Here is a 19,691-nt window from a genome sequence, read left to right on the forward strand (position 1 = left end):
TTTTGATACACCATTAGAAATGATGGAAAAACTTTTGTTTAACTCAAAAGTTGCGTTTATTACTTGAATCTAGCAAATTTTAAAAATAACTAGGATGCCATAATGAATAAAATACTGATTTTACTACGAATACTGCTACTGCAAAGTCAATCCGTGAACCAAAAGTGTAACCTATTAAAAGCGCAGCAGTTTAAATCATAGTAAGACCATCAATTTTATCTTCTCCAGCAATTAAACCGGTACGTATAGAATTACCTGAATTAATTCGTTCCAATAAAAACAATACGCTTAAAAAATCCTCATTAAATGATGTACTTAAGTTATCGTTACTTCTTCTTTCATATTCATTTAATGCGTTAGAAAACACGCTTACATCGCCTTCATAATTGGCAACTCATACCATATCACTATATTTTTCAGTAGCATCACCAATAATATAAGTATCTAGCTATCTCATTTTTATAATTATACTATTCATTGTTTGCTTAGAGTCATAATTAGTACCTTATTGCTAATCAGCACCTTTCTATTTCCTACAAGAAATCAATAACAATATCGGTATCATAAAGAAGTTCTTTTTTCTTATTTAAAATTTACAATATTTCAAAAAAACTGATGAATAGATATTAATGATAAAACAATTTTTCCTGAGTATTTGTTAAAAACAAAAACTTCTTTGGTGTTTAAGTTACAGATTAAAGTTATAAAAAATACCTGGTTCTCGTCTAAAATAGCTATTGTTTTGTAGATTCATGTACAGAGTTATGTAGAATTAAATTTTAATTTTTGACTTTGTCGACTAATCAATGTTCAAAATACGAAAGATTTGGATGACTTGCAGGAAAGAGATAGGCCTTGTAAAACACACCCTCAGTACAAAAAATTGCTTAATAACTAGTTGGTATCAATCAATAAACAGCACAAAGATAGCAAGCACTTTACTCAGAATTTCCCACGAAATACAACTGAAGATCTAATGACTGACATAAGGTTCAAGCAAGTCTAGCACAACTATTAGAATTTGATTATAAACACTAATTTAAACTAGAGCCAAAAACTTTTCTATTCAATTAGAAAGGTTTTTCTATTTTTGAAGAAAATTTTAATTTAATGCAGTTATTACCAAAAGGAAGTAAAAAATTATTGAATGCCTGGGCTTTTTATGATTGGGCCAATTCAGTATATAATTTGGTGATTTCTTCAGCAATATTCCCTATATTTTATGGAGCGCTTACTATTTTAAAAGATGATGAAGGTCATGTATTAAGTGATCGTGTAAACTTCTTAGGCTTTGAATGGAATAACGATACTTTAATAAGCTATGTCACCGCTTTGGCTTTTTTAAGCGTCTCTATTTTGAGTCCGTTTTTGAGCGGAATAGCAGATTATGTAGGAAACAAGAAAAGCTTTATGAAGTTTTTCTGTTATATGGGAGCTGCTTCTTGTATTGGTTTATTTTGGTTCAACCTAGAACACTTATGGTTTGGACTATTGTGCTATTACTTAGCACTTATAGGTTTTTGGGGGAGTATCGTCTTTTACAATTCTTATCTACCAGATATTGCTTTTCCTAATCAGCAAGATGAAATTAGTGCCAAGGGATATTCGTTAGGATATATAGGTAGCGTGATTTTGTTGCTTATTTGTTTAGCGATGATTCTTATGTACGATACCTTCGGTTTTGAAGATGAAAGTTTGCCTACAAGACTTTCTTTTGTACTTACTGGTTTTTGGTGGATTGGATTTAGTCAGTATACCTATTATTATCTTCCGCATGGAAATAAAAAGCAAAAATTAACAAGAAATCTAGTTTTTAACGGTTTTAAAGAACTGAAACAAATCTGGAATAAGATAAAAGAAAACATTCAGTTAAAGCGATATCTGTATGCATTCTTTATGTATAGTATGGCGGTGCAAACCATCATGTTAATCGCTACTTATTTTGGAATAGAAGAACTCAATTGGGGTAATCAAGACCCAACAACAGGTCTTATCATTAGTATTTTATTAATTCAATTGGTAGCTGTTTTGGGAGCAACTCTTACATCTATGCTTTCAGCAAAGTTAGGAAATATCAAAGTGCTTATAGGCTTAAATCTCATTTGGATTGGCATTTGCTCGTTTGCGTATTTTATAGATACTCCATTTCAGTTTTATATTACTGCCGCGTTTGTTGGTTTGGTAATGGGAGGCATTCAATCTTTATCTAGATCTACATATTCTAAAATGCTGCCAGAGAATGCTATAGATACCGCTTCTTATTTTAGTTTCTACGATGTTTCAGAAAAAATAGGAATTGTGATTGGGATGCTTTCTTACGGTTTTATTGCTCAGATAACAGGCAGTATTCGTACCACAATTCTCTTTTTCATTGTATTTTTTATACTAGGAGTAATATTTCTTTTACGAGTACCTAAACAAAGTGTTAAAATTAAATAATTTTTAGTTAAGTTTGTCAGACCCAAATAAATTCTTTTATAATGAAAAATATGAACCTAATTAAACGTCTCTTTTTAATCTTAACCGTCATTAGTTTTGCAAGTTGTGAAAATGAACCTTTAGAAGGCGAGTTTGAGTCTTACAACCCAAGTAGCAATTTAGAATCTAATTTTCAAGTAGATATTGATGGTGTAACTTTTACTGCAGATCAATCTCAAATGAACGTTCAAAATGGTGTTACTGCTATTTCAGGAATAAAAAACAGCGGGACTTCGGTAATGATTACCCTTATGGGAAGTGGAACAGGAACCTATACTTTTGGCTCAGGTTTAGCTGCAGGAGGCTATGCAGTAATGGGAGAAACTCCTTATGTAATTGATGATGAAGATACGAGTGCAGAAGTGGTAATAACAGATTACGACCTGCAGACGGGAGTGGCATCAGGAACATTTAAATATTCTGTGATCCATACTGTAGAAGACGAGAACGGTGAAGATTTGGTAGAGACCAAAGTTTTGACCAATGGTAGCTTTACTAATATTGCTCTTAGCTCAGATGAGACACCACCTTCTACAAATCTTAATACACTTTTTGAAGTAGAATTAGATGGAGATTTGTTTGCGAAAGATGAAGTGCAAGCGGTTTTAAATGAAGATGGCCTTGCAATGCAAGTGCTTGTTGGAAATGAGCAGTTTGTAATTCAAATTTTTGATCCTAGTGTTGGTACCTTTACCCTAGGAAGTGGCGCTGGAGCGGAAGGATTTATTTTATATGATGTAGATAGTACGAATGAAGAAAGTGTAGTATACTCCTCTGTTTCGGGTACGTTGACTATTTCATCTTTAGATATGAATAATAATGTGGTTGCGGGTACTTTCTCAGGAACTTTAGAAGAAGCTTTAGGCGAAGCTGCAGATATTGTAATGACAAACGGAGTATTTGAAGATGTTCAATTCTCTACAGAAGAATCCCCAAATATGGCTACGGCTACTATAAACGGAGAAGCTTTTGATGCCAATGTATTTGCATCTGCAACCGTAGTAGGAAGCTCAAGTTTTGCCATTGTTTTTGACAATGATTTGGATACAGACATACAGCTTACTTTGCCAAATACAGTTGAAGTAGGTACATACGCCATCACCGATAGCTTAAATGAGTATTCAGCGACGGTAACTATAGATGGAGTTTCCTATGGTTCTGTAGCGAATTCAGGAGAGATAAAAATCACTTCTGTTGCTGGAGGTATCTTAGAAGGTACTTTTAATTTTACTGCTGTTGATAATGCTGGCAACGAAATCGTAGTGGAAACAGGCGTATTTGTTTTTGATAATAATTAATGAGATTTTAAAAGCATATTAATAAAAAAAGCTCCCTAGTTGGGAGCTTTTTTATTAATATTCGTTTAACCTTAAGAGTCAAATATCGCTTTCATAATTGTATTGATTCCTTTAAAGATTAGAAACATGGCACCTCCACAAGATAAAATCCCCAAGATTAAAACAGCGAAATATAAGGGATGCTCTCTGTTGTTGAATGCGCTATAAAGTATGGACGGACCTATAAACATGAGCGGCAAAGCGCCTGCCATGAATTTTACTCCCTTAAACAATACCTCTTTGTTAGTTCTTTTCATTTGTCTTTATATTTTCAATCGCTACTCGTACACTTCCGTGGAAATCTAATTGCTCACTAGCAAGTTTAGGAGTTACTTTTGTAGCTTCCACAATCATTTTAATTCCTCGTTGCACCAATTTTTCATTGCTAAGTTGCATATCTACCATTCGGTTGCCTTTTACACGACCCAACTGAATCATCGTACTGGTAGAAATCATATTCAATACCAGCTTTTGTGCTGTTCCTGCTTTCATACGAGAGCTTCCCGTAACAAATTCAGGACCTACAACTACCTCAATAGGGAATTGAGCCACCAAAGATAAAGGACTTTCTGCATTACACGTAATGCAACCCGTAATAATTTTTTGTTCGTTACACCATTCAACCGCTCCAATCACATAAGGGGTAGTACCAGATGCAGCAATCCCAATAAGCACATCTTTACTTGAAATTTGATGTTTTTTAAGATCTAAAACGGCCTGTTCTTTGCTGTCTTCCGCATTTTCTACTGCGTCTCTTATTGCTTTTTCGCCGCCAGCAATAATACCAATGACCAATTCTTTAGAGACTCCAAAAGTAGGCGGACACTCGCTAGCATCCAAAATTCCCAATCTTCCGCTGGTTCCTGCACCTATATAAAACAGCCTTCCTCCATCTTTTAATTTAGCAATTATTTGCTGCGTTAATTTTTCTATCTGCGGAAGTGATTTTTCTACCGCTAAAGGAACGCTCTGGTCTTCTTGATTAATAGTAGATAGCAATTTCTGCACCGACATTTTTTCTAAATCTTGATGATTACCAGGTAGTTCTGTAGTTTTTATAAAATCTTTCATGCTATTCTACCGTATATGTAGTTTGAAATTCTTGAGAAATTCTAAAATATCCTAAAGGAAATTTATTGGGAGTGGTGGTATTTACGATATTCCCTCTAATGGAAGCAGATGCCGTAGAAAACGGACTTCCAGAATCGTTGGCTTGTTGTATTAAAGTTGACAGGTAGGTATTAAACCTCGCACTTATTCCTTGTATTTTTATATTAATAACATCTCCGCTCTCTAGTTCTTCCGAATAAAATGTAGAAACTTGGTTTCCATTAATCAACTTATCGTCGCTGCTATCAATAACAGCATCATAGCCGAAGGCTTTAAAATAAAAATAATAATTGTTTCCTAATTCTGGCGGATCTGTGAAATAAGCATTAATGGCAGTAAAATCTTCAGAAAAACTATTAGTACTCTGCTCTACATAATCAAAAGGAACCGTAGCATAAAGCTGTGTTTCTCCTTCATAAACCTCTTGCTCATAAACAATCCTCAATTTGTAGGTCGAGTTTTCTAGCATAGGAATAGTATCTACATATTCTGTAGAAAATTCATTGCTTAATACAAATTCTTGTTCATTTACGATAACACTTACCTGCGCATTATCTACATAAGAAAAACTAGTTTCAAAAAATGGAGTGGTGGTGGTAAGCAAAACTTTCATTAAACCTTCATTGTTATTTTCTTGTTGAATACCTATGGCTTCTACAACCAATTTGGGTTCTTTCTCCTCTAGATCTACCTCAATAACATCTTGACAGCTTGTTAAAAAAACTGGAAAAATAATCAGTAAAAAGAATAATTTTTTCATTTTCTAAAATTTAAAACGATACGCAGCAGATGGTACAATCCCAAAGATAGACAATCTTACTGCTTCTATATTTCCGTTATCTTCGTTTCTTCCAAAATTAATGGAAGCGGCATTTCTTCTATTATACACGTTGTAAATACTAAATACCCATTCCCCTTGCCAACCCTTAGTTTTTTCGGGTTTGGGCGTGTAAATGGCAGAAAAATCTAACCTGTGGTATGCGGGTAATCGATTAGCGTTTCGAGGTCCATAATCTGGGACGGTTTGTCCTTCAAAGTAATATTTGGCATAGGGAAACGTACTTGGCCTTCCCGTTTGAAATACAAAATTGGCATTCGATTTCCATTTGGCGTTCCATTGATAACTTCCTGTAATGGAGATGTCGTGAGGTTTGTCCCAACCTGTTCTGTACCAGTTTCCATTATTAATGCCTATCTCTTTAGGAGTTCTTCCAGGAGTCTGTTGTTCAGATTTAGAAAAGGTGTAGGCTAGCCAGCCCGTAAACTTTCCTATATTCTTTTTTAGCAAGATTTCAAAACCATAGGCGCGAGCTCTTCCGCTAAGGAGAACCTGCTCAATGGCATCATTTGCAATTAAATCGGCGCCGTCTATATAATCGAGTCTATTGTCTATGCTTTTATAAAAAATCTCTGTTTCTAAGTCAAACAATTCAAATTTTCTAAAATAACCTAGCGCATATTGATGCGATTTTTGAGGCTGGATGTATTTTCCACTGGGTGCCCAAATATCAAGTGGGGTGGGAGCATCTGTATTAGAAATTAAATGTAAATGCTGATTGATGAATTGATAACTAGCCTTTAAGGAACTCTTTTCGTTAAGTTGATATGCTATAGAAAGTCTAGGTTCTACATTTACAAAAGTTTTGGTAATCTCACTTTTAGACTGAATTTCTGTTCCTATAATAGGAGCTTTTTCGTAAATCTGAAGGTTTTCATTAAATACGAGTGGACTTCCGTTTTCATAAAGATTCACTTCATCTTGCCCCAAACGACTAAAAAGATTAAGTCTTAATCCGTAATTTACAGTTAATTTCTCGGAGATTTTTTGTTCCGCGGAAGCGTAAAAAGCATTTTGCCAAGCATATTTTTTAGTAAACTGCTTCGTTATAATTCCCGAATTTTCATTGGAAGGTTCTATATACCCTGGATTAAAAGTGTAATAATTGCTTTGTAAGCCATATTCTAGATCAATTTTATCAGAAACTTTGCTGTTTAACTGGTATCTTAAAGAGTAATCCCTAATCCCACTGTCGTAGTTAAAGCCTATAAAATCTAGGGTGAGTCCAAAATAATAATCAGACAAACCTAAAGAAAGTTTAGAATTGGTGGTACTGTTAAAGCGGTGTGTCCAATCTATTTTAGCAACCGAACTACCATATGTGTTTTTAAAACTATCGTCGATATTAAAGACATCCCTACCAAAATATCCTGAAAATTCTAACTCATTATTCTCATCAAAAATATGGCTCAGCTTGGTATTGATGTCGTAAAAATAAGCAGAATTTGGATTGTCAATTAATTTTAAGAAAAGATGCGCATAAGAACTTCTTCCTGCGACCAAAAAAGAGGTTTTGTCTTTTTTGATAGGACCTTCAAAAAGTAACTTGCTACTTACTAGGCCAATACTACCATCAATATTTAATTGATCAAAATTACCTTTTCTTTGATTAATTTCTAGAACCGAAGAAACCCGGCCGCCATATTTGGAGGGAATTCCGCCTTTATACAGGGTAAGGTCTTTTACCGCCCCTGGATGCATAATGGAGAAAATCCCGAAGAGGTGGGAATCGTTATAAATGCTTGTGCCATCTAACAAGACCAAGTTTTGATCTGCAGCACCGCCCCTTACATGAAAACCTCCCGCACCTTCGCTGCTATTGGTAACTCCTGGTAAAAGAGTGATGGCTTTTATGATATCGGGTTCTCCTAAAACAGAAGGAATGTTTGCAATGTCCTTGGTCGTGATTTTATTCACACTCATTTGGGGCTTTTTTAGCTTTAGGCGATCATTGGTCTTTGTAATAATCACTTCTTCTAAGCTCTGCGATTCTGATTCTAAAAAAATGTTGATAGAAAGATCTTTGTTTAAGTATATTTTTTGCGTGTACTCTTTAAAACCTAAATAACTTACCAAGAGTGTATATTCTCCTTCTTTTAAACGAATAGAAAACTCTCCATCAAGATTGGTTACATCCCCTTTAGAAGTACTTTTAATGGTTACATTGGCTCCTAGAACAGGAAAATTGTCTGTTGTGCTTTTAACAACTCCAGAGACTCTATAGTTTTGAGAAAAGCCAACCTGAAAAAAAATTAAGCTGAAGAAAAGTAAAAAGTGTTTGCACATCTTTTAGAAATTTTAGCAAATATAGACTAATTTGATGAGTCTATTAAGGTATAAACTAGGGCTAAAACTATAGGTAAATGCTTATCTAAAAATTGAAAATGAATAATAAAATTTTTATCCGTAAATTCTTTGCTAGAGGAATTGCTCTATCCACTTATTGGGTAGATAGTGATGTTTAGTAGTTTTATTGCTTTAAATTCCTAGCAAATACCTGCTTATTAACGTTTTAGGCGTTCTGAAAATTTTAACATAAGACATGTTTAGTGTAAAGAACTAATCGTACATTTGCACCGCAAAATTAAAGGCTGTCGCAAGACTTATAAAAGTCCTTTAGAAATAAGTTGATTTGAAGAAAAGAATCGCAAAATTTTCAGTGCTACCTGCAATAGGTGCATTGGTTTTTTTAAGTTTCTCGAACAAAGAAGAAGCTATTACTGCAAGTGTAAGCACTACGAATTTACCAGAATCTTACACGGTAAAAAAGAATAATGAAATTTTGAACGAGGTAGATGAATCTATTTTCTATCCTGTTCTTAAAAAGGGTTACCTAGGTTTTAAAGAAGCAGTTGCCTTTAAAGAATCTAGAGGAGATTATAAGATAATCAATCAATTTGGTTATTTAGGTAAATACCAGTTTGGCATAGGAACATTGCATCTTATCGGTATTTATGACGCGGATGCGTTTTTAAATAATCCAGAACTTCAAGAAGCTGCATTTTATGCCAATGCTTCCAGAAACAAATGGATTTTACGTAAAGATATCGCAAGGTCTGTAGGAAAGAAGATGAACGGTGTTGAAATCACAGAATCTGGTATTTTGGCGGCAGCACATTTAGCAGGGCCCGGAAGCGTTAAAAAATATTTAAGAAGTGGTGGCGTACAAGGATTTTCAGACGCCTTTGGAACTAGCATAAAATATTATCTGCACAAATTTAAAGGCTACGATACTTCTTTTGTATCTGCCAACAGGAAAGCAAAAGCTATAGTAAAAAGAAAATTATACGAAGGAGTGCTTTAAATTACTCCCTCTGAAAAATGAATATAGCCGGTTTTTTATGTAAATCCGGCTTTGTTTTTTTCCATTGGGAAATTGTTTGTGTTTTAATATATTCTGTGGTTAACGTTACATCACAACCAATGCAAAGTAAGGTAGAAGAATGTAGATTTTGTTTTAAATCTTCAAAAAATTTCTCGTTTCTATAGGGAGTTTCAATAAAAATCTGCGCCTGATTTTGCTCTAATGAAATTCTTTCCAAGCGTTTAATTTCTTGTTTCTTTTCGTGCTTATCTATGGGTAAATAGCCGTGAAAGGCAAAATTTTGTCCATTCATACCGCTACTCATCATGGTAAGTAAAATAGAAGACGGACCTACTAACGGAACTACTTGTATTCCTTTTTCATGCGCAATTCTCACTACATCAGCACCAGGATCTGCAATACCTGGGCACCCTGCCTCGCTCAATAATCCCATATCATTTCCGTTAAGACAAGCTTCTAAAAATGAAGGAATTTCGCTAGTCTCGGTGTGTTTATTCAAAATCCAAAATTTGAGTTCTGGTTGTGGCTTTTCTGAAGCAATTTTTTTGATGTAACGCCGCGCCGTCTTTTCATTTTCGGCGATGTAATAATTTAGCTCTTCAATTTTATTTTTTACTGAAATTGGCATGGTTTCTGAATGCGCATCCTCACCTAATGGAGCAGGTAATAAGTATAGTTTTCCTGTATTAGTTTGATTCTTCATTTAAAAGTAATAAATGGATTTATATAACGGCTGAAGCTTCAGAAAAAATGTTTTCTAACATAAGAAAACTTAAAATACATTCACCCCTTCAGAAACAAAACTATTAGCTTATTTCTTTGGCAATAATGGTAGTGGCTTCATCTAGCATATCGTAGACGTTTTTAAAACCTTGATCTCCTCCATAATAAGGATCTGGTACATCTACATTTTCTTTTGGGAATATTTTATTGAGAATAAGCTCTACTTTTCGCTGGTCTTCTTCTGTTCGAGCTAATTTAACAACATTCTCGTAATTAGAATTGTCCATCACATAAATGTAATCAAAACGATCAAAATCTTCCACAACAAACTGACGTCCTTTTTGGTGTGAAATATCCAATTTATGGTCTTTAGCTACGGCAATTGAACGTTTATCAGGACTATGATTTATGTGGTAATCTGAAGTTCCTGCAGAATCTACATTAATCTTTTCAGAATTTACCTTATTGGCCAATAAACCCTCTGCAAGAGGAGACCTGCAAATATTACCCAAACAAACCATGAGTACATTAGTTTTCATCTTAAAGTGTAAGTTTTTTATCTAAATCTTCTACAAATTTTTTAAACTGTTTGTCAGTAGTAGAAAGATTATTCACTGTTTTACATGCGTGTAAAACGGTAGCGTGATCTCTTTTTCCTATTTGGGTACCAATACTTGCTAAAGATGCTTTGGTTAGTTTTTTAGCAAAAAACATCGCTAATTGTCTTGCTTGTACAATATGTCTTTTTCTAGTTTTGGACTGAAGTGTTTCTACATCCATTTGAAAATAATTACTCACAACTTTTTGTATGTAATCAATAGATACTTCCTTCTTGGTATGTTTAACATAGTTTTGAACAATTTTCTTGGCTAGCTCAATGGTTATATCTTTTTTATTAAAAGAAGAATGAGCGATTAAAGAGATAATAGCACCTTCCAGCTCTCTAATATTCGTTTTTATATTATTGGCTAAAAACTCAACGATATCTTCTGGCATTTCAACGCCATCGCGATACAATTTGTTTTTTATAATAGAAACGCGAGTTTCAAAATCTGGATGTTGTAATTCTGCCGAGAGTCCCCATTTAAATCGAGATAATAAGCGTTGTTCAATATCTTGCATGTCTACGGGAGCCTTATCACTGGTTAAAATGACTTGCTTTCCATTTTGATGCAAGTGGTTAAAAATATGGAAAAATACATCTTGAGTTCCCGCTTTACCAGATAATAATTGAATGTCATCTACAATTAGAACATCTATAATTTGATAAAAATGAATAAAATCATTCCTATTATTTTTCTTAACGGATTCTATATATTGTTGGGTAAATTTTTCCGCAGAAATATATAAAACAGTTTTCTCTGGATACTTATCTTTTACTTCTACACCAATTGCGTGGGCTAGATGCGTTTTCCCTAAGCCAACGCCACCAAACACCAATAACGGGTTAAAAGACGTTCCTCCTGGCTTATTTGACACTGCCATTCCCGCATTTCTTGCCAATCGGTTAGAATCGCCTTCTAAAAAATTATCGAAGCTGTAATTGGGGTTGAGTTGAGAATCAATTTTTACATTTCGAATTCCCGGAATTATAAATGGATTTTTTAATTCTGGACTTTTATTTTTTATGGGACCATCAATGTCCTGTGTAGAAATTCTTGTTCGCTGCGAACTTGGTATCTTTTCTGTAAAAGGTTGTTTGTTACCGTAGGTATTTTCCATTCGAATAACATAAACCAATTTGGCGTTATCGCCAAGCTCTCTAGTAAGAGAAACTTTTAGTAGTTTAACGTAATGCTCTTCTAACCATTCATAAAAAAACTTAGAAGGAACTTGGATACTCAATGCGTTATCGGTAAGCTTAACTGCCTTGATAGGTTCAAACCACGTTTTGTAAGCTTGAGGAGTAATATTATCTTGAATAAATGACAGACATTTTACCCAAACTGATTGCGCAGTTTCACCCATGTTAAAAATATGTTTTTATAAATTAATAATCTAAAATAATGAAAATGAATGCTTCTTTAATAAGTTTTAAAGGCTCTCATTTTGGAGCAACAAATATGTGAACAAAAAAGCTAATAAAAAACAAAATTACACTTGAATTTTCGGTATTTTATTCTCATACTTAATTTCTTTTTAAACATACAAAAACTAATCCACTTAATTCGAAAATTAACATGAAAACCCATTCTACAAATATACGAGTACGCTATGCAGAAACCGATCAAATGGGCGTAGTTCATCACGGTAATTACGCGCTATACCTAGAGTTAGCAAGGTGTGAATGGTTAGAGCAGTTTGGAACTTCTTATAAATCAATAGAAGAGAGCGGAGTAATGCTTCCCGTTTATGAAATGAATTTTAAATTTAAAAGACCAGCAAAATTTGATGATATTTTAAGGGTAAAAACTACCTTGGTGAGGCAGCCCAGCTTTAAGATAGAATTTAACTATGAGATTTACAATCAGCATCAAGAATTGTTAACAACTGCACATACGATTTTGGTGTTTGTAGATATCAATTCTAGAAAACCTGTAAAATGTCCAGCGTATATTTTGAAAAAGTTGAACGCTTAAAAATTATTCGACTTCTTTAATTTTTATTCCGTAGATACTGTCAAATTTTTCAAAAATAGATTCGGCTTCCTTTTCTCTAATTAGAAGGTAAATTTTACAATCGAGTTCTAACACCTGATTCTTTACATGCAAATTCTTTTCTTTAATCACTCGCATCACTTTATTCATATTGGGATAATCAAAAGTGAGTTCGTATTCTACGTTTATGGTTTTGGTTCGTATTTTTGAAGCTTCCAATGCCATTTGTGCTGTAGTTTTGTATGCGTTTATCAATCCGCCTACGCCCAGTTTGGTTCCTCCAAAATAACGCACAACAACGATAAGAATATTGGTAACTTCAAAAGATTGTAGCTGACCGTAAATAGGCATTCCGGCTGAGTTAGAAGGTTCGCCATCATCATTGGCTCTATAATGTTCATAATTCTTTCCCAATTGCCATGCGTAACACCAATGCCTTGCTTGGTGGTGTTTCGTCTTTAAATCTTCTATATGAGCTTTTACTTCGTCTTCCGTTTTAACATGAAAAGCGTAGCCAAAGAATTTACTTCCTTTATCTTTAAATAAAACTTCTTCTCCTGGTTGATGAATGGTTTTGTAAACGTCTCTTTCCAAATCTATCGTGTTGTTAAAGCCACTAAAATAATACTAACCACCGCCAACGCAATACCAATCCAGTTTTTTCTTAGTATTTTTTCTTTAAATAAGGCAATTCCCAAGAGGGTAGAAAGCATGACAATAGCAACATTATTGATTAAAAAAACCGTGGCGCTATCCATATTTCCCCGCAAAGCTTGAATAAAGAAATAGACCGAATAATAATTAGGGATTCCTAAAGCAATTCCGCCAAGGAGCTCTTTATACGTGAATTTTATTTTTTTTACAAGCAATAAATAAAGGCTTATTAGAATCCCAACGTTTGAAGCAAAAATAAACAAGGTCATAGAGAAAAGCGCCACATCATCTTTAGCTACATAATTGTGTTCTAAAAACTTGATTCCTGTTTCTATAATTCCGCTGCCAAAAAATACCAAGACAGGAAAAATGATAGAACCTTTCTTAGCCACCATGCCTTTTCTATCTTTTATAGACGCTAAATAAACCGCTACCAACGCCAATACAATCGCTATAATTTTTAATGCGCTTGCCGGCTCGTTGTAATAAAAAATGACAAAAAGAATGGGAATAGACAAACTCATCTTACTGGCGACAGATACAGCTGAAAGTCCGTTAATCTTCGTCGTTAACGCCATCAAATTAAACACGGTTATAAACAAGATTCCCAAAATCATAGCTCCCCAAAACCAACTCGCTGTGGTGATTGTTTCTAACTCAAAACTTTTAGAATGACCCAAATAACCTGCTACAACGGCAGTTAAATAATTAACGACGATGGCATAAGAAATTTTAATATTGAACTTATCCAGTAGTTTAAAAACCACATAAATAAGACTCGAAGATAGAATACTTAGTAAAAGATAAATCAAAACAACTGCTGATTAGTGGTGAACAAATTGGTAATGTCTTCGTTGGCTGGATTGATGTTCCAAACCTTTATACCCAAATTTTTTGCCGCATCTGTATTTTCTTGAGTGTCGTCTATAAATAAAACTTCTTCGGGTTTTAGACGGTGTTTTTTTATGACAAATTCATAGATGTTCGCATTGGGTTTACGCAAATTTATTTCGTGCGAGAGGTAAAAAGCATCAAAAAAGCTTTTAAATTCCTCATAGAAATCAATATTTTGCTTGATCCAAGAAATATGTAAGTCGTTAGTATTACTCAATAAAATGAGTTGAAAATCGCCTTTTTCCTTCAATTCCTTTAAAAATGATAGCCGATGCTTAGGGAAGTCCAACAAAATAGCATTCCACGCTGCTGTTAACGCTTTCGCGGAAGCGTTATTCAGTTTTTTTTCATAATAGGTAATAAACGATCTAGAATTTATATTCCCCACTTCGTAGCTTTGGTTATGCAAAATCATTTCGGTATCAAAATCCTCTAACCCAAACTCTGCTAATTTCTTTGCTGTAGCCGATTTATCTAAGTTGATAAACACATCGCCAAAATCAAAAAGTAGCATCTTTATTTTCTTAGCGGAAGGAGTTTTTAAGGCTTTTGAAGAAGTTCCTAAATCTGAATGCGTTTCTTTATTTGGGTTCATAATAACGGACTAAATTATCTTGAAGTTTTATTTCTTTGGTGATTTCACCTTCTATTAACGGAGCTAAAATCCCGTCTTTCCATTCGGATTCATTTTGAGTAATGCGAGCTTCATCCCAATACTCAAGAGCGATGAACTGCTCCAGAGTTTTTCCTCCGCCTTCAATAATAAGACTTTGTATGCCTAAATCGTATAAATAATCACATAACTGCGAAATAATATCTTGACTAAAATCTAGCTTCTTAAATTCGACATTTTCTAAATTTCCCATTTCTTTTTCCGTAAAAAAAATAGTTTTCACTTTTTGATTGTATAAGTAGCTTTCTTTTGGAATGCGTAGGTTTTTATCAATAACTAAACGTAAAGGCGATTTTCCCATCCATAACCGGGTGTCAAGTTTGGGATTGTCTTTTATAGCGGTTTGCGTGCCTACCAAAATGGCTTGCTCCTCGCTGCGCCATTTATGTACCAATAGTTTATTATAGCGATTGCTAATCCAAACCGGTTCTCGCTCTTGCTGTAAAGAAGGAGCTATAAAACCGTTTTGGGTCTGCGCCCATTTTAAAATAAGATAAGGACGTTTTTTTTGATGAAAAGTAAAAAAACGTTTGTTAAGTTCTTGACATTCTTTTTCTAGAACGCCAACAACCACATCACAACCTGCTGCAATCAGCTTTTGGATTCCTCTCCCTGCAACTTTTGCAAAAGGGTCTATGGTGCCAATTACCACTTTTTTGATACCCATAGCAATAATGAGGTCACTGCAAGGCGGAGTTTTCCCAAAGTGACTGCAAGGTTCTAAACTTACATAAATCGTTGCATGCTTAAAAAGTGAATTTTCTTTTACTTGATGAATTGCATTTACTTCGGCGTGGGCTTCTCCTGCCTTTTGATGCCAACCTTCACCAATAATCTTATTATCATAAACGATTACGCTGCCCACCATAGGATTTGGATAGGTGCTTCCTAGTCCATTTTTAGCCAATTGAATGCAGCGATTTATATATTTTTCGTGTATTTTCACACTTCAAAAATAGCATGAAAAATCAAGAATGGAACACCTAAAGATAAGACCTATTCAAAAAGCAGACAATCCTTTTGTGGCAGAGATGATTAGGGCGGTGCTCATCGAAAATAATGCCCCCAAAACAGGTACCGCTTACGAAGACAAAAACCTAGATTCTTTATATGAAACCTATCAAGATGAAGCTTCGGCGTATTTTGTGTTGACTGATGGGGATAAAATTTATGGCGCTGCAGGAATCGCTTCATTGGAAGGAAGTAGTGCAATTTGCGAATTGCAAAAGATGTATTTTTTACACGAAGTACGAGGAAAAGGTTTAGGCATGCAAATGATGAAGAAATGTTTAAGTTTTGCTCAAGCTGCCAAGTATAAAAAGTGCTATCTAGAAACTTTGCCTTCAATGCTTGCGGCGCAAAAACTCTATCAAAAATCGGGTTTTAAGTATGTAGACAAACGCTTAGGAAATACAGGACATTTTAGTTGTACCACTTGGATGTTAAAAGAATTATAGCATGACCTTACAAGAATTGAAATTACATTTCTTTACGGAATTAAATGAGCAGTATCCTGCGACAGAAATAGAAAGTTTCTTCTTTTGGCTTACCCAAAGTGAATTGAATATTTCTCGTTTAGAAATGGCGTTAAATCCCCAAAAGAAAGTGGACATTCAACACGTAGAAAATTTTAAAAAAGCGATACTTAAGTTAAAAAACTTTGAACCCATTCAGTATATTGTGGGAGATACCGAGTTTTATGGAGGTGTATTTCAAGTAAATCCTTCCGTGTTAATTCCCCGTCCAGAAACCGAAGAACTCGTAGCTTGGATGGTAGAAGATTTAAATAATAAAAAAGAAATTTTTAGGATTTTAGATATAGGAACCGGGAGTGGATGCATTTCTATCAGCTTAGCAAAAGCACTTCCGAAAGCAAAAATTAGTGCTATAGACATTTCCGCGGAAGCGTTACAAACCGCTAAAGAAAACGCAAAAAACAATGAGGTAAACGTTGAATTCTTTCAGCAAGATATTTTAGAAACCGAAAAATTAGACACTACATTTGAGGTGATTGTTTCTAATCCGCCCTATGTACGCGAACTGGAAAAAAAGATGATGCAAGAAAATGTTTTGAAGTACGAGCCCGAGTTGGCATTATTTGTTTCCGATGAAAATCCGTTAATTTTTTATAAAAAAATAGCCGAATTGGCTTTTGAAGCTTTGGAAGAGAAAGGAGTTTTATATTTAGAAATCAACGAATACCTCGCCCAAGAAACCCAAGAATTATTAAAAGAAATAGGTTTTTTATATATCGAAATAAAAAATGATATTTTTGAGAAACCAAGAATGATAAAAGCTAGTTTATAATCCTATCAAGTTAAGTTAAGTATGAGTAAAACAGAAAATTCTAAGCCACAAAATCATATAAAAAGTATCGCTGTTTTCTGCGGGAGCGGAAGTAGTAATGATGAATACATTTACAGTCAGGCTTATGAAATGGGACGTGCTATCGCCAATAAAAATATTGATGTGGTCTTTGGCGGAAGCAAGCTAGGTTTAATGGGGCAGGTAGCGAATGGTGCTTTGGACAATGACGGACTCGTATACGGCGTAATTCCTGATTTTTTAAAAACCAAGGAGATTGTACATCGCGATTTAACCGAGTTGATTACAACGCAAGATATGCACGAGCGTAAGCTAAAAATGCACGAAATGAGTGATGGTTTTATCATGCTTCCAGGCGGTTTTGGAACCTTAGAAGAGTTTTTTGAAATTGTTACTTGGGGACAACTGGGTCTGCATAAAAAACCCATTGGCATCCTAAATACCGAAGGTTATTACAACGATTTATTGATGATGTTCAATGGCATGGTCACTAAGGGTTTATTGAAAAAAGAAAATTTAGATTTGATAGTGGTTTCAGATGCGGTGGAAATGCTCTTGGACAAAATGGAAAAATATGAATCTACTCACGAAGCAAAATGGCTTAATAACAAAGATCAAACTTAAAAATTAACTTCTATAACTCATTTCTTACTAGCATTTAATTTCCTTAATATGAAAACGCCAGAACAGCAAATAAATGAACTAAGATTAGCATTGCACCAGCATAATTACAATTATTATGCGCTAGACAAACCAGAAATTCGAGATTATGAGTTTGATCAAATGCTAGAGAAATTGCAAGAACTGGAAGCTGCTCACCCGGAATTCAGAAATGAGAATTCTCCCACCCAACGCGTTGGAGGAACAGTTACCAAGAATTTTCCTACGGTAGTTCATGAAAATAGAATGTATTCGTTGGCCAACTCTTATTCTAAAGAGGATTTAGAAGACTGGGAAAAACGCATCGAAAAGTTGAGCGACGGCAAAGTAGAATATACCTGCGAATTAAAATATGATGGTGCTTCTATAAGTTTAACCTATGAAGACGGAAAACTATTAAGAGCCGTAACTCGTGGCGATGGTACGCAAGGTGATGAAGTGACCCATAATATAAAAACCATAAAATCTGTTCCTTTACAACTCCATGGCGATTATCCTCAAAAATTTGAAATTAGAGGAGAAGTAGTCTTGCCTTACGAAGGTTTTGCGCAATTAAATGCAGAACGGGTAGAAAATGGGGAAGAGCCTTATGCGAATCCGCGTAATACGGCTTCGGGAAGTTTAAAGTTGCAAGACAGCAGCGAGACCGCCAAGCGACCCTTGGAGTGTTTGTTATATAGTGTGGTAGGAGAGAATTTACCTTTTAAAACGCAGTTTGAAGGTTTACAAAAAGCAAGAGAATGGGGATTTAAGGTGCCAAAAGAAGCGCAATTGGCTTCGAAAATGGAAGAAGTAGAAGCTTTTTTAAATTATTGGGATGCTAACAGGCACGATTTACCTTTTGAAACCGATGGTGTGGTAATTAAAGTAAATAACCTACGTCAACAAGAAGAATTAGGATTTACAGCTAAAGCACCACGATGGGCGATGGCGTATAAATTTAAAGCAGAACAAGAAGAAACGCTTTTAGAAAGCATTACCTACCAAGTAGGAAGAACAGGTGCCATTACGCCGGTAGCGAATTTAAAGCCCGTCCAATTGGCGGGAACTACCGTAAAGCGAGCTTCCTTACATAACGCCGATCAAATTGAAAAATTAGATATTCGGGTTGGTGATACGGTATATGTAGAAAAAGGTGGCGAGATTATTCCCAAGATTGTAGGTGTAGATTTTACAATGCGTGATCCAGCTTCAGAGGCTACAAAATACGCTACCAATTGTCCAGAATGTGATACTGAATTGGTTCGTGAAGAAGGTGAAGCTCAGCACTATTGCCCTAACGCAACGGGTTGTCCCACGCAGATTGTAGGTAGAATTCAGCATTTTATTTCGCGTAAAGCGATGGATATTGAGGGCCTTGGCGGAGAAACGGTTGCTTTATTAGTAAAAGAAGGACTCATTGAAAACTATGCAGATTTATACGAGTTAAAGAAAGAAGAAGTGCTTCCGCTAGAGCGGATGGCAGAGAAGTCGGCAGATAATTTGATTAACGGAATAGAGGCTTCCAAAAATATTCCGTTTGAACGGGTTCTTTTTGCTCTAGGAATTAGATATGTAGGCGAAACGGTGGCTAAAAAATTGGCTAAGCATTTTAAAAGTATAGATGCCTTGGCGGAAGCTTCGCAGGAAACGCTAGTGAATGTAGAAGAAATAGGAGAGAAAATTGCAGAAAGTGTGGTTCACTTTTTTGAAGTGGAAGAGAATACAAATACCCTCAACCGACTTAAAAGCTACGGACTTCAATTAGCAATTTCTGAAGAGGAGTTGGAAGGTTTAACGGATAAATTACAAGGAAACACCTTTGTGATTTCAGGTGTGTTTGAAAAAGTTTCTCGTAAAGAACTCAAAAAACTGATTGAAGATAACGGTGGAAAAGTAACGGGTTCTATTTCAGCAAAAACCAATTATTTGGTGGCTGGAGAAAATATGGGCCCGAGTAAGCTCGCTAAAGCGGAAAAAGTGGGAACGAAGATTATTTCTGAGGATGGGTTTTTGGATATGGTGTAGTATAACCACCCCATTTCCGCAAGCGGAAATCTCCTCTACTTTATGAAAGAAGGGGAGCTTTTAATTTAGG

General features: G+C 35.0%; 19 protein-coding genes. 8 read left to right on the forward strand and 11 right to left on the reverse strand.

Annotated features, from left to right (window positions below; genetic code table 11):
* Window positions 1-1,110: 1,110 nt before the first annotated feature.
* Both RLT85_RS12990 and RLT85_RS12995 read left to right on the forward strand, forming a co-directional pair.
* Entirely contained in the window at window positions 1,111-2,439 is a 1,329-nt protein-coding gene (locus RLT85_RS12990; RefSeq protein WP_311402476.1) for an MFS transporter, read from the forward strand.
* A 50-nt stretch (window positions 2,440-2,489) separates the two neighbouring features.
* A complete protein-coding gene (locus tag RLT85_RS12995; RefSeq protein WP_311402477.1) occupies window positions 2,490-3,776 on the forward strand; it encodes a DUF6252 domain-containing protein in 1,287 nt (428 codons plus the stop codon).
* 71 nt (window positions 3,777-3,847) lie between these two features.
* On the opposite strand, the gene RLT85_RS13000 is transcribed toward RLT85_RS12995, so the two are convergent.
* From RLT85_RS13000 to RLT85_RS13015, 4 genes are read right to left on the reverse strand one after another with little or no spacing between them, the layout of a single operon-like run.
* The gene (locus RLT85_RS13000) at window positions 3,848-4,072 is read right to left on the reverse strand and encodes a DUF6095 family protein (protein WP_311402479.1); all 225 of its coding nucleotides are present in this window, start codon (window positions 4,070-4,072) and stop codon (window positions 3,848-3,850) included.
* The gene (gene murQ / locus RLT85_RS13005; protein ID WP_311402480.1) at window positions 4,059-4,886 is read right to left on the reverse strand and encodes an N-acetylmuramic acid 6-phosphate etherase; all 828 of its coding nucleotides are present in this window, start codon (window positions 4,884-4,886) and stop codon (window positions 4,059-4,061) included. Before murQ ends, RLT85_RS13000 begins: the two co-directional genes overlap by 14 nt.
* 1 nt (window position 4,887) lies before the next feature.
* A complete protein-coding gene (locus RLT85_RS13010) occupies window positions 4,888-5,685 on the reverse strand; it encodes a DUF4249 family protein (RefSeq protein ID WP_311402481.1) in 798 nt (265 codons plus the stop codon).
* A 3-nt stretch (window positions 5,686-5,688) separates the two neighbouring features.
* On the reverse strand, window positions 5,689-8,049 hold the full coding sequence (locus tag RLT85_RS13015) for a TonB-dependent receptor (RefSeq protein ID WP_311402482.1): 2,361 nt from the start codon (window positions 8,047-8,049) through the stop codon (window positions 5,689-5,691).
* Window positions 8,050-8,395: 346 nt separating this feature from the next.
* Between RLT85_RS13015 and RLT85_RS13020 the strand changes: the two genes are divergently transcribed.
* Complete coding sequence (locus tag RLT85_RS13020; protein WP_311402483.1) at window positions 8,396-9,067, forward strand: peptidoglycan-binding protein LysM; 672 nt, start codon at window positions 8,396-8,398, stop codon at window positions 9,065-9,067.
* A gap of 1 nt (window position 9,068) precedes the next feature.
* Here the strand turns inward: RLT85_RS13020 and RLT85_RS13025 are convergent, their stop codons facing one another.
* From RLT85_RS13025 to dnaA, 3 genes are all read right to left on the reverse strand, one after another.
* Complete coding sequence (locus RLT85_RS13025; protein WP_311402484.1) at window positions 9,069-9,791, reverse strand: SAM-dependent methyltransferase; 723 nt, start codon at window positions 9,789-9,791, stop codon at window positions 9,069-9,071.
* 103 nt (window positions 9,792-9,894) lie between these two features.
* A complete protein-coding gene (locus tag RLT85_RS13030; RefSeq protein WP_311402485.1) occupies window positions 9,895-10,350 on the reverse strand; it encodes a low molecular weight protein-tyrosine-phosphatase in 456 nt (151 codons plus the stop codon).
* Between the two features lies 1 nt (window position 10,351).
* A complete protein-coding gene (dnaA, locus tag RLT85_RS13035) occupies window positions 10,352-11,779 on the reverse strand; it encodes a chromosomal replication initiator protein DnaA (RefSeq protein ID WP_311402486.1) in 1,428 nt (475 codons plus the stop codon).
* Between the two features lie 212 nt (window positions 11,780-11,991).
* Here dnaA and RLT85_RS13040 point away from each other — a divergent pair, with 212 nt between their 5' ends.
* Window positions 11,992-12,390: an acyl-CoA thioesterase gene (locus tag RLT85_RS13040; RefSeq protein ID WP_311402487.1), complete on the forward strand. Its 399-nt coding sequence runs from the start codon at window positions 11,992-11,994 to the stop codon at window positions 12,388-12,390.
* A gap of 3 nt (window positions 12,391-12,393) precedes the next feature.
* Here RLT85_RS13040 and RLT85_RS13045 read toward each other — a convergent pair whose 3' ends face one another.
* The 4 genes from RLT85_RS13045 to ribD are packed head-to-tail and all read right to left on the reverse strand — an operon-like array spanning window position 12,394 to window position 15,575.
* Complete coding sequence (locus tag RLT85_RS13045) at window positions 12,394-13,008, reverse strand: IMPACT family protein (RefSeq protein ID WP_311402555.1); 615 nt, start codon at window positions 13,006-13,008, stop codon at window positions 12,394-12,396.
* Window positions 13,005-13,874, reverse strand: coding sequence for an EamA/RhaT family transporter (locus RLT85_RS13050; protein ID WP_311402488.1), 870 nt, complete (start codon window positions 13,872-13,874; stop codon window positions 13,005-13,007). The genes RLT85_RS13045 and RLT85_RS13050 overlap by 4 nt, the downstream gene beginning before the upstream one ends.
* Window positions 13,871-14,551, reverse strand: a complete 681-nt coding sequence (locus tag RLT85_RS13055; protein ID WP_311402489.1) for an HAD family hydrolase — start codon at window positions 14,549-14,551, stop codon at window positions 13,871-13,873. The genes RLT85_RS13050 and RLT85_RS13055 overlap by 4 nt, the downstream gene beginning before the upstream one ends.
* Entirely contained in the window at window positions 14,538-15,575 is a 1,038-nt protein-coding gene (gene ribD / locus RLT85_RS13060) for a bifunctional diaminohydroxyphosphoribosylaminopyrimidine deaminase/5-amino-6-(5-phosphoribosylamino)uracil reductase RibD (RefSeq protein WP_311402490.1), read from the reverse strand. Before ribD ends, RLT85_RS13055 begins: the two co-directional genes overlap by 14 nt.
* A 28-nt stretch (window positions 15,576-15,603) precedes the next feature.
* Between ribD and RLT85_RS13065 the strand changes: the two genes are divergently transcribed.
* From RLT85_RS13065 to ligA, 4 genes are read left to right on the forward strand one after another with little or no spacing between them, the layout of a single operon-like run.
* Window positions 15,604-16,086, forward strand: coding sequence for a GNAT family N-acetyltransferase (locus RLT85_RS13065; protein WP_311402491.1), 483 nt, complete (start codon window positions 15,604-15,606; stop codon window positions 16,084-16,086).
* 1 nt (window position 16,087) lies between these two features.
* Window positions 16,088-16,936, forward strand: coding sequence for a peptide chain release factor N(5)-glutamine methyltransferase (prmC, locus tag RLT85_RS13070; RefSeq protein ID WP_311402493.1), 849 nt, complete (start codon window positions 16,088-16,090; stop codon window positions 16,934-16,936).
* A 21-nt stretch (window positions 16,937-16,957) separates the two neighbouring features.
* Window positions 16,958-17,578 carry an LOG family protein gene (locus RLT85_RS13075; protein ID WP_311402494.1) on the forward strand — a complete coding sequence of 207 codons (621 nt, stop codon included), beginning with the start codon at window positions 16,958-16,960 and terminating at the stop codon, window positions 17,576-17,578.
* 48 nt (window positions 17,579-17,626) lie between these two features.
* A complete protein-coding gene (ligA, locus tag RLT85_RS13080; RefSeq protein WP_311402495.1) occupies window positions 17,627-19,621 on the forward strand; it encodes an NAD-dependent DNA ligase LigA in 1,995 nt (664 codons plus the stop codon).
* Window positions 19,622-19,691: the final 70 nt, after the last annotated feature.

It is taken from the genome of Mesonia ostreae, assembly GCF_031845265.1.
Taxonomy (GTDB): domain Bacteria; phylum Bacteroidota; class Bacteroidia; order Flavobacteriales; family Flavobacteriaceae; genus Mesonia; species Mesonia ostreae.